The sequence below is a fragment of the Alsobacter sp. SYSU BS001988 genome (assembly GCF_054796215.1).
Genome location: NZ_JBTAMK010000011.1, coordinates 93614 through 103850, shown reverse-complemented (window position 1 = coordinate 103850; position 10237 = coordinate 93614). Strand labels below are relative to the sequence as shown.

8 protein-coding genes are annotated in these 10237 nt (G+C 69.4%); 7 read left to right on the top strand and 1 reads right to left on the bottom strand.

What is annotated here, in order from left to right:
* Positions 1-18: 18 nt before the first annotated feature.
* Positions 19-270: a hypothetical protein gene (locus ACYVO7_RS18520; RefSeq protein ID WP_460451294.1), complete on the bottom strand. Its 252-nt coding sequence runs from the start codon at positions 268-270 to the stop codon at positions 19-21.
* Between the two features lie 544 nt (positions 271-814).
* On the opposite strand from ACYVO7_RS18520, the gene ACYVO7_RS18515 reads away from it, so the two are divergent.
* From ACYVO7_RS18515 to pelG, 7 genes are all read left to right on the top strand, one after another.
* A complete protein-coding gene (locus tag ACYVO7_RS18515; protein WP_460451293.1) occupies positions 815-1618 on the top strand; it encodes an endo alpha-1,4 polygalactosaminidase in 804 nt (267 codons plus the stop codon).
* 14 nt (positions 1619-1632) lie between these two features.
* On the top strand, positions 1633-3498 hold the full coding sequence (locus ACYVO7_RS18510; RefSeq protein ID WP_460451292.1) for a hypothetical protein: 1866 nt from the start codon (positions 1633-1635) through the stop codon (positions 3496-3498).
* Positions 3498-4748, top strand: coding sequence for a polysaccharide biosynthesis/export family protein (locus tag ACYVO7_RS18505; protein ID WP_460451291.1), 1251 nt, complete (start codon positions 3498-3500; stop codon positions 4746-4748). Before ACYVO7_RS18510 ends, ACYVO7_RS18505 begins: the two co-directional genes overlap by 1 nt.
* Before the next feature lie 85 nt (positions 4749-4833).
* Positions 4834-6291, top strand: coding sequence for a GAF domain-containing protein (locus ACYVO7_RS18500; protein WP_460451290.1), 1458 nt, complete (start codon positions 4834-4836; stop codon positions 6289-6291).
* A complete protein-coding gene (locus tag ACYVO7_RS18495) occupies positions 6288-7337 on the top strand; it encodes a hypothetical protein (RefSeq protein WP_460451289.1) in 1050 nt (349 codons plus the stop codon). Before ACYVO7_RS18500 ends, ACYVO7_RS18495 begins: the two co-directional genes overlap by 4 nt.
* Positions 7334-8848, top strand: coding sequence for a GT4 family glycosyltransferase PelF (pelF, locus tag ACYVO7_RS18490; protein WP_460451288.1), 1515 nt, complete (start codon positions 7334-7336; stop codon positions 8846-8848). Before ACYVO7_RS18495 ends, pelF begins: the two co-directional genes overlap by 4 nt.
* Positions 8848-10227 carry an exopolysaccharide Pel transporter PelG gene (pelG, locus tag ACYVO7_RS18485; protein ID WP_460451287.1) on the top strand — a complete coding sequence of 460 codons (1380 nt, stop codon included), beginning with the start codon at positions 8848-8850 and terminating at the stop codon, positions 10225-10227. Before pelF ends, pelG begins: the two co-directional genes overlap by 1 nt.
* The last annotated feature ends 10 nt before the right edge of the window (positions 10228-10237 follow it).

Sequence of the window (10237 nt, the reverse complement as noted above, 5' to 3'; positions counted from 1 at the left end):
GGGGATGCTTGCGTCCGGTCAAAGGCCCAGGGATGCGAACATCATCATCCGCATATTGGCCTTCGATCTGGGTTCGGTTTTGCTCCGGATCTCTGTTTTGCGCTCACGCGTCGGCTCGGCGATCAGCCCCTTGATGCGACCGTCGCGCCCGTCGAGGACGGCGCGCGCGGCGGCCGGCGCGAGGGAGCCATGGACCGGACCGGCCTCTCCGAGCTGCTGGACCATCGGCGGCGACTGCGCACGCAGCCCGGCTCTGTCAGGACCGCTCATTCGCATCCCTTTCACTGACGGACGCCGGGCCGACTGGACCCGCGCGCCCTACCACGAATTATACAATACTTACTACCGAGGCAGCAATCTAAATTGCCCCGGTTTGGTTCCACTATCGGTCGCATAAATCGTGCAGTTTTCAACGCTGCCTGCATTTGATAAGTCGACCGCTTCCTTAACGGACTTACTCTTAACAGCTTGAGCGTTGTGGCAGCCAACAGGCTGCCCTCCTCTGGGATTTCCCTTGTGGCCGCAGGGCGGGGCCGAGTGGTCCCATCGCCCAACCCCTCCCCGCATGCAATTCGTTAATTTGTGGTTAACGGTGAAGATTTTTGCTGCAATTCGACGTAGATATAGTACTGTATTCGTATTCGCCGCGATCGAGAAATAAGTGATGAAGTGCGTCAAGGGTCAGCTGGGTACGAGGGACGGTTCTCAGCCGGCCCCCGCAGCCGCTTTGACCGCTTCCGAGTGCGCGCCAACTGGCGCGCTTGCGCTCAATCGCAGGCAGCTCGCCACTTTTGCAGGGCTCGCATCCTGCGTCATGCTTACGCAGACCCGCGTCCTGGCGGAGTCGGGCGGACCCGAGCAGACCTTCCTGGTCTATTACGGGGCGAAGCCAGACCCGGCCGTCGGGGATTTCGGCATCGTCGCGCTGGACAGCGATTACGATCAGGCCGCCTTGTCCGAACTCCGCGTCAAAAGCATAGTTCTTGGATACCTAAGTATAGTTGAGGTTCATACCGCGCGTCCCTATTTCGGCGAGATGGCGGCCGCGGGCATGCTGGGGGCCGAAAACCCGGCCTGGCCGGACGCGCGTTTCGTCGACGTGCGGGACGATCGCTGGCGCCGCCGCATCCTCGAGGACATCGTTCCGGCCATCCTGAAGCGGGGCTTTCACGGCCTCATGATCGACACGCTGGATTCGGCCGAGACGCTGGAGCGCACATCGCCCAGCACCTATCCGGGGATGATCGACGCCGCCGCGCAAATCATGCGCGACATCAGGTCAAGATTTCCCAAGGCGCTTATCATGATCAATCGCGGCTATGCGGTTCTGCCGCGCATCGTCGGTCAATTCGATATGCTGCTCGGCGAGTCCGTGATGACGACTTTCGACGCCCGCTCGGGCCGCTATCGCTATGTGCCGCCGCAGGACTACGCCTGGCAGAAGCGGCAGATGCGCGCAGCCCAGAGCCGGGACAAGCGCGTCAAGCTGTTCTCCCTCGACTACTGGGACCCGCAGGACAAGCCCGGCATCCAGAAGATCGCCGCGGAGGAGAGGGCCAACGGCTTCATTCCTTGCGTGTCGACCCCCGACCTCACCCGGATCGTGTCCCTGCCATGAGCGGCTCGGCTTCCATGAACGGACCTGACGCCGGCGGCGCGCACGGGCGGCCGGCGGCCGAACGCAGGGCGAAGCCGCCCGGAGCGGCGCGGTCCGGCTCGCGGCGGGGACTGGCGCTCGCCCGGTTCCGCGCCCAGGCGCCGGTCTTCGCGCTGGCGCTCACCGCGATCGCGTTCAGCGCCCTGATGGTTCCGCGCGGACGCGAATTGGCCCTGCTCGCCCTGGAGGCGGGCGACGCCGCGTGGGCGCGCCACTCCCTGGAATCGAAGTTCGCCTCCGGCGACCGCTCGCCCAGCACGGTGGCGGCGCTGGCCAAGGCGCGGGCCCGCACCAACGACATCGCGGGCGCCGTGTCGCTCCTGGAAAATCTTCGGATCGATCTGCCGAGCGATCCCGCCCTGCTGCGAACACTTGGCGAATACTATCGCAAGATGGGCCGGCGCGCCGAATATGCGCGGATCTTCGAGCAGCTGGACAAGGTGCAGCCGACCGCCGAAACCAAGCGGCTCCTGGCGCAGGCCTATGGCGAGCTCGGCTGGACCGACAAGGAGAAGGAGATCCTCCAGGCGCTGATCGGCGGCGGCCTGGGGGCCGCGGGAGACTTCATCGCCCTGGCGCGAATCGAGGGACGGGCGGGCCGCCCGCTGGTCGGCGCCGATCTTCTCGAGCGCCTCGCCGCGAGCTATCCGGCGGCGGTCGACGGCAGCGTCGTCGCCTTCGAGATGCGCCTGCGGGTGAGCGGCGGAGACTTCGATCGCGCGCTGTCGAAGGGGCGCGACTGGGTGGCGTCCGGAACCCGCGCGCCGGCGACCTTCGCCATGCTGGCGGGCGCGCTCACCTCCGCCGGACGTCCCGATCTCGCGGCCGCCTTCCTGCGCGAATACGACCATGACGGCGCGCCGGAGGAGATCGTGCTGGCGCTCATCCAGGCCGAGATCGACGCGCACAGGGCCGCGGCCGCGCTCGAGCGGCTGGACCGCTTCGAGGCGGAGCCCGGCCGCAAGCAAAGCAAGGCGGTGACGCAGCTGCACCTTCGCCTCACGCTGCTGCAGGGCGAACTCGACCGGTCGATGGCCTCCGCCGAGGCGGTCGGCTTCGAGACCCTCCCGGCCGACGTCGTGGCCATGATGACCGAGGCGGCGCTCGCCGCGCAGCGGCGCGACATCGTCGAGCAGATCAGCCGCAAGGCCGGCAACGACTTCTTCCTGACCGACCCGGTGCTGGCCGGCCAGGTGGCCCTGTATCTGGGCGACGAGGCCGGCGCCCGCCGCTGGAGCGACCAGGCGCTCGATTCCGCCCGGGGGCAGCCCATCCGGGTGGTGCGCCTGGCCGATCTCGACCTTCGGCTTGGCCGGCGCGGCCGGGCCCTGGCGACCATCCGCGAGGAGCTGCAGTCGAGCTTCATCGAGGGGACGGCCGACCGCCTCGCCGCCTCCGGCGAGGCCGCGGACGCGACGCTGCTGGACTTCGCCCGCCTGTTCATCCGGCTGGGGGCGCCGCAGGACGGCCGCGCCATCATGGCCCAGGTGCGCGCGAAGCGGCCCTCCGACGAGGCCGACCGGGCCTGGGCGCTGCTGGCCGGCGCGGGAGGAACGCCGCGGGAAGCGGCCGCATGGCTGCGCCAGGCCGACCCGGCCCAGTTCACGCCGGGCTATCTGCGCGAGTTGATCTTCTGCGCCTATGCGGCGAACGCCTATGAACTCGCCGGCCTCGCCGGCCGGCGGCTGGTCCAGATCCGCGGCACGGACAGCGACCGCATGCTGCTGGCCGAGATCATCGCCACGGACAACCAGCCCTGGACGCCGCTGCGCGAAGCGAAGCAGGCCGGCTTCCGGACAGCCCTGCAGCCGTCCCGCGCGGGACGGCAGGACGGTGAATGATGCGTAACGGATCGCCCTCTTTCAGAACGAGCCGGCGCGCGCGCTGGCTGGCGCCGGCGTTGGGCCTCCTCGCGGCCGCGGGCTTCTGGGGCCTGCCGGCCCACGCCGAAACCTATGCGCTCGGGCCGCAGGACAAGGTGAAGGTGAACGTCGTCGAATGGTATCCGGGCACGAGCGAGCTGCGCTCGCCCATCAACGGCGAATACACGATCAGCCCGGCGGGCACGATCTTCCTGCCGCTCCTGGGCGAGGTCCAGGCCGCCGGCTCGACCGAACCCGCGCTGGCCAACGCCATCGCCGAGCTGATGCAGGCGAAACTGTCGCTCAGCCAGCGCCCGAGCACGTCGGTCGAGATCGCGCAGTTCCGCCCCTTCTACGTCATGGGCGACGTGGACCGGCCGGGCGAGTTCGCCTTCCGGCCGGGCATGACGGTGCTGCAGGCCGTCAGCATCGCGGGCGGGTTCTACCGCAAGCCCGGCGGCGGCGGCGCGCCGGACGACGCGGCGTCGACCCGGGCTGAACTTCGCGGCCTCCTGGAGCAGATCGACGAACTCGCCGTGCGCCAGGCGCGGCTGACGTCCGAGCTGGCGGGCGCCAAAGGGGTCGACTTCCCCGCCGAGCTGCGCCGCCGGACCGACGATCCCGAACTCGTGGCCCGGATGCGCCTGGAAGAGGCGCTGTTTGAGTCCCGCTCGCGCGCCTTCCAGGCCTCCATCGACACGCAGCGCAAGCTGGCGGCGCTCTATGACCGCGAGGTGCAGGCGCTGCAGGCCCAGGCGGTCAACCTCAAGCAGCAGGAGGACGCCGTCCAGCGCAGGGCCGAGGGACTCGGCGCGCTGCAGGCCAAGGGGCTCTCGGCGCCGGGCCGCGAGCTGGAGGTGGAGCGGCTCCTGTCGGACGTCTCCGCCAAGCAGAGGGAAGTCGACGTGCGCTCCCTGCGCGTCCAGGAGGAGCGCGTGCGGGCGGAGGAGACCCTTCTCAAGTTCGACACGCAGCGCCGGCAGGAGATCGCCACCGACCTGCAGGCCACGCGCTCGCGCCTGGCCGAGGCCCGCCGCCGCGCCGAGAAGCTGCAGCGCGCCGTGGCCGAGCAGGACCGGACGCCGGGCAGGACGCAGTCCGGGCCGTTCAGCATCACCCGCAAGGCGTCGGGGGCCGAGGCCGCGATGCCCGCCAGCGAGTCGACCCCGTTGCACCCCGGAGACGTCCTCACCGTTCAACTGGGGGTGGCCGCGCCTGCTGTGCGTTAACGCGCATCGGTTCGCCTTCGGCGAACCTAAGATGAGCCTAAGTCGTCCCATGATGTGTTCAGCTCCTAACCGGGTGCACGCTTAAATGACCGCCAGGTCCTCCGCCGATCAGGACAGCCCCCAGCAGCCGCGCCGCATCTTCGGATTGCGCCTTGCGGCCGTGCTGGAGACCGTCGCCTTCTTGGCCGTGGCGCTCGCCATCGACGCGCTGTTCGGCTCCGGGAAGCATTTCCTCGGCGTCTCGCCCCACCCGTTCTGGATCCCGGTGCTGCTGACCTCGGCGTTCTACGGCACCAATGAAGGCCTCGCGGCGGCGATCCTCTCCAGCGCGGCCCTGCTCACCGGCAACGTGCCGCAGCAGGGCTTCGACGAGGATTACTCGGCCTGGCTCCTGCGCATCACCAGCGAGCCGGCGCTGTGGTTCGTGGCCGCCGTCGTGCTGGGCGAGATCCGGGCCGGCCAGGACCGCGTCTCGCAGGCGCTGCAGCGCCGGCTGAACGACGCCGAGGCGCAGGCGGAGGCGATCACCGAAGCCTATGAGAAGCTCGCCCGCCTCAAGAGCAACCTGGAGGCGCGCGTCGCCGCGCAGGGCCAGACCGTCCAGACCATGTACACCGCCTCGCGCGCGATCGAGCGCCGCGGGCCGGGCGAAGTGCTCATGGGCGTGAGCGAGCTCGTCCGGAACGTGCTCAATCCCGGCAAGTTCTCGCTCTTCCTGCTCAACGGGACGGTGCTGGAGGCGGCGGCGTGCCAGGGCTGGACCGCCGACGACCGCTATCTGCGCGAGATCGAGGCGACGAACCCGTTGTTCACGGCCGTGGTGGCGCAGAAGCGCTGCCTGGCGGTCGTCAACCGGGAGCATGAGGGCGCGCTCGACGGCCAGGGCATGCTCGCCGGCCCGCTGGTCAGCGCCGAGACGGGGCTCGTCGTCGGCATGCTGAAGATCGAGGAGATCGGCTTCGCCGAGCTGAACCCCTCGGCGGTGCAGAATTTCCGCATCGTCTGCGACTGGATCGGCGCCGCGCTGGCCAACGCGCAGCGCAACGGACAGCGCGCCGACAGCATCGACCTCGACCCGATGCGCCGGCTCCTGCCGCAACCCCTCTTCGACGGGCTGCGCGACATCACCGGCGCGCTCGGCAAGCGCATCGGGTTCGACGTGTCCTGCATCAAGCTGTCGGTCAAGCTCGTCGACCCGCAGGGCGACGCGGCCGCGCAGGCGCAGGAGCTGTTCTCGGGCGTGGCGGACACGCTACTGGGTCCCAGCGACCTGCGCTTCGAGCACCGCGACGGCGGATGGGACTTCGCCATCCTGCTGCCCGGAGTGGACCGCGAGGGCGCCGCAGCCATCGCGGCCAGCATCGAGGAGACGCTCGGCGCCGAGCTGAATCTCGCCGGACTGCGCGCCCACATGCACCATGCGCTGGACGTCGTCTATGCGACGGGCCGCCAGACGCATCAGGACGGCCTGCGCCGCTACGCCAACCGCGCCTTCGCCTTCCTCGACCATTCCGGCCACTGGGCCCAGGGCGAACGCCGATGATCGGCCTGTCGGACGTCATTCCTCTGGCGCAGGCCTGGGCGGCGCCCGCCCTGGCGCGCGCGACGGAGTGGACCGCCGCGATGGGCGGGCCGATGGTCCCGCTCGCGGCCGCGCATCTGGTCTGCGCGGGCGGAGCGGTCGGGATCGCGCTGGCGCGACGGCGCCAGGGGTTGAGCCCGGTCGCGTTCTTCGCGCTGATGTCGATCGTCGCCCTGGGCCCGATCGGCGTGTTCGGCGCCGCGCTGATGGGGATCCTGCACCGCATCTTCGCCCGCACGGCCACGCCCTTCGCGCAGTGGTACGCCACCCTCTTCCCTGAAGCCGACATCGACCGTCCGCGCTCGCTGCACGACCTCATCCGGCTGCGCGGCGCGGGTCCCGGCGAGCGCAGCACCGTCGCGCCCTTCGCCGACATCCTGGCGCTGGGGAGCGTCCAGCAGAAGCAGTCGGTCATCACGCTCATCGCGGACAACTTCATCCCGGCCTTCGCGCCGGCGCTGCGCAGCGCGCTCAACGATCCGGAGCCGGCCATCCGCGTGCAGGCCGCCACCGCGGCGGCGCGCATCGAGAACGACTACCTGATCCGCTCCATGCAGCTGCAGGAGGCCCGCCAGGCCAACCCGTCCGACGCCGCGCTCACCCTGGCGCAGGCCCGGCAGCTCGACGACTACGCCCAGACGGGGCTGCTCGACACCGGCCGCGCCAATGCGGTCCGGCAGTCCGCCCTCGCGCTCTACGAGAGCCTGCCGGAGGACGTGCGCGGCACGCCCGCGATCGCCGAAGCGGCCGGCCGGCTCCTGGTGCAGCTCGGCCGCTGCCAGGACGCGGTGGCGCAGCTGGATCCGTGGCTGAAGCAGCCTTCGCCCGGGCTGATCGCCTGCTATGTGGAGGCGCTGTTCGAGCTGAAGCGCTATGACGGCGTGCGCCGCGCCTGCGCCCAGTTCGGCGCGCTGCTGGGGCCGCAGGACATGCCGGCCCGGATCCGCGACGCGCTCGCGGCCTGGTCGGAGCCGGCGCATGCGCGCCTGGGCGGAGGTCCGGGATGAGGGCGCAGCCCGGCGAAGCCGATGTCTGCCTCATCCTGGAGGGCGCCTATCCGTTCGTGGCCGGAGGCGTCTCCAGCTGGGTGCACGACCTCATCAAGGCGCAGAACCATCTCAGCTTCCATCTGGTCGCGCTCTCGGCGGACGGCGCCGAGCAGCAACTGCGTTTCGAGCTGCCGAAGAACGTGACCGGCATGACCAAGATCGTACTGCAGCAGTCCGAGACGCGGGTGCGCAACGGACTTGCGGTCGAGCGGATGATCGAGGACCTCGAGGGAGGACTGACGCGGCTCTTCGCCCGCGGCCATCTGGAGGACTTCCAGGAGGTGCTGGCCGCGGTGCGCGGCAACCCCGACCTCGCCGGCCGGCCCGCTCTGATGAATTCGGAAGCCGCCTTCGGCATGCTGGAGCGGATGTACGAGAAGTCCGTCCCCGGCAGCTCGTTCCTGAACTATTTCTGGACCTGGCGGGCGCTGGCCGGCGGCCTCTTCGCCACGATCCTGGCCGACATGCCGCGGGCCGGCGTCTATCACGCGATCTCGACCGGCTACGCCGGCCTCGCGATGGCCCGCGCCGTGCTGGAGACCGGGCGTCCGGGCGTCCTCACCGAGCACGGCATCTACACCAACGAGCGGCGCGTCGAGATCGCGCTGGCCTCCTGGCTGGCGGACCAGCTGCCCGGATCGCTGGACATCGAGGGCCGCCGGCGCGACCTGCGGGACGTCTGGATTGACGCCTTCATCGGCTACTCGCACGCCTGCTACGAGGCCTGCACGTCGATCACCACGCTCTACACGGGCAACCAGGCCCTGCAGCTGCGCGACGGGGCCGATCCGGCCAAGTTGAAGATCATCCCCAACGGGATCGACTATGACGGCCTCTCGGCCATCCCGAAATCGACCGAGGAGCGCCCGCCGACCGTGGCGCTGATCGGGCGCGTCGTGCCCATCAAGGACGTGAAGACCTATATCCGAGCCGCCGCGCTGCTGCGCGACATGGTGCCCAATGTGCGCGTCCTGCTGCTCGGGCCGACCGAGGAAGACCCGGAATACTTCAAGGAATGCTCCGACATGGTGAAGTATCTCGGCCTGTCGGAGATGTTCACCTTCACCGGCCGCGTCAGCCTGCACGACTATCTGGGCAAGGTCGACGCCATCGCGCTGACCAGCATCAGCGAGGCGCAGCCGCTCGTGCTGCTGGAGGCGGGCGCCGCCGGCGTGCCCAGCGTGGCCACGGATGTGGGCTCCTGCCGCGACATCATCCTGGGCCGGGCCGACGAGGACCCGCAGCTCGGGCCAGGCGGGTTCGTGACGCCGCTCGCCGATCCGATGGCGACCGCCAAGGGGCTGGCGAGCCTGCTCCTCGATCCGGCGCTGCGCCGGCGGGCCGGCGAGGCGATCCGCCGCCGCGCGGAGCTGCACTACAACAAGAAGGTGGTCGACCGGATGTATCGCGGCCTCTACGAGGAGTGCCTCACGATGCCGGACAGGGCCGCCGCCGTGGAGGCGCTCTGATGGCCGGGATCGGTTTCGCGCTCGAGCGGCTGGCCAGCCGCAACTCCATCTTCGCCGGCCTGCAGAGCCTGTCGCACGCGGCCGCGGTCTCGGCCGGGCCGTGGCTGTTCACCGTGCTGGCGCTGGCGGGCGCGCAGCTGTTCGGAGCGCAATTCGTCTCCCGCGACGACCTTGGGCTGTTCTCGGTCATCACGACCTACAATTTCGCCTTCTCGCTGGTGATCTCGGGACCCGTGGTGCTGGTCGTGACCCGGTTCCTGGCCGACAGGATCTACGAGAAGAAGGCCGAGGAGGCCCCGGGGGCGCTCTGGGGCTCGCTGGCCCTGCTGCTCTCCGTCCAGACGGCGATGGGCGGCGTCTTCTATTTCGGGCTGACGGACCTCACGCCGATGCAGCGCTACATCGCGCTGCTGCAGTTCCTGGTGGTCGGGGCGATCTGGCTGACCTCGGTCTTCCTCTCGGCGCTGAAGAGCTTCGGCACGATCAGCGCGGCTTTCGCGAGCGGGCTCGCGGTGGGTTGCGCGGCCTCCATCCTGCTCACGGAGTCCTACGGGGCGACCGGCATGCTGGCGGGATTCACCCTCGGCCTCACGGTGGTGCTCTATGTGCTGATGGCGCGGGTGCTGGCCGAATATCCCTATCCGATCGTCCGGCCCTTCGCCTTCATGGCCGGCTTCACGCGCTACTGGGAGCTCGCCGCGGTCGGGCTCGTCTACAATGCGGCGATCTGGGTGGACAAGTGGATCATGTGGCTGGCGCCCGGGCGCAAGGAATACGCCCATTTCCTGGTGGCGCATCCCGCCTATGACGCGGCCATGTTCTTCGCCTACCTGACCATCGTGCCGGCGCTGTCGCTCATCCTGGTGACGCTGGAGACGCGCTTCTACAAGCATTATGTGGGCTTCTACCGGGCCATCGAGACCCACGCGACGGCCGAGCAGATCCGCCGCAACCACAAGGACGTGGTGGCCTCCCTGCTGGGCGGCTTCCGCAACATCACCGTGCTGCAGGCGGTGATCTCCTATCTGGCCATGCTGGTCGCGCCGGGACTGATCGGGCTCGCCAGCGGCGGCGGAGAGCTGGTGCCGATCTTCCGCTACGGCGTGCTCGGCGCGCTGTTCCACGTGCTGTTCCTCTGCACGATGGTGGTGATCTCCTATTTCGACCTGCGCCGGCTGCTGCTGGGCGTGTCGCTGGCGTTCTTCATCCTGAACGCCAGTCTGACGGCCGCGATGCTGCCGCTCGGCATAGCCTATGAGGGCTACGGCTATTTCCTCGCCTCGCTGTTCTCGTTTCTCTACGCCTATGTGGCGGTCGCGCGGCGCATCTCGCGCCTGCCTTACATGACGTTCGTGGCCAACAATCCGGGGCTGCGCTGAGCAGGAAGCA

What these genes read in the sequence shown, in the direction of transcription:
- ACYVO7_RS18520 (WP_460451294.1), bottom strand. Translation starts at nt 270, where the DNA reads ATGAGCGGTCCTGACAGAGCCGGGCTGCGTGCGCAGTCGCCGCCGATG.
- ACYVO7_RS18515 (WP_460451293.1), top strand. Translation starts at nt 815, where the DNA reads ATGCTTACGCAGACCCGCGTCCTGGCGGAGTCGGGCGGACCCGAGCAG.
- ACYVO7_RS18510 (WP_460451292.1), top strand. Translation starts at nt 1,633, where the DNA reads ATGAACGGACCTGACGCCGGCGGCGCGCACGGGCGGCCGGCGGCCGAA.
- ACYVO7_RS18505 (WP_460451291.1), top strand. Translation starts at nt 3,498, where the DNA reads ATGCGTAACGGATCGCCCTCTTTCAGAACGAGCCGGCGCGCGCGCTGG.
- ACYVO7_RS18500 (WP_460451290.1), top strand. Translation starts at nt 4,834, where the DNA reads ATGACCGCCAGGTCCTCCGCCGATCAGGACAGCCCCCAGCAGCCGCGC.
- ACYVO7_RS18495 (WP_460451289.1), top strand. Translation starts at nt 6,288, where the DNA reads ATGATCGGCCTGTCGGACGTCATTCCTCTGGCGCAGGCCTGGGCGGCG.
- pelF (WP_460451288.1), top strand. Translation starts at nt 7,334, where the DNA reads ATGAGGGCGCAGCCCGGCGAAGCCGATGTCTGCCTCATCCTGGAGGGC.
- pelG (WP_460451287.1), top strand. Translation starts at nt 8,848, where the DNA reads ATGGCCGGGATCGGTTTCGCGCTCGAGCGGCTGGCCAGCCGCAACTCC.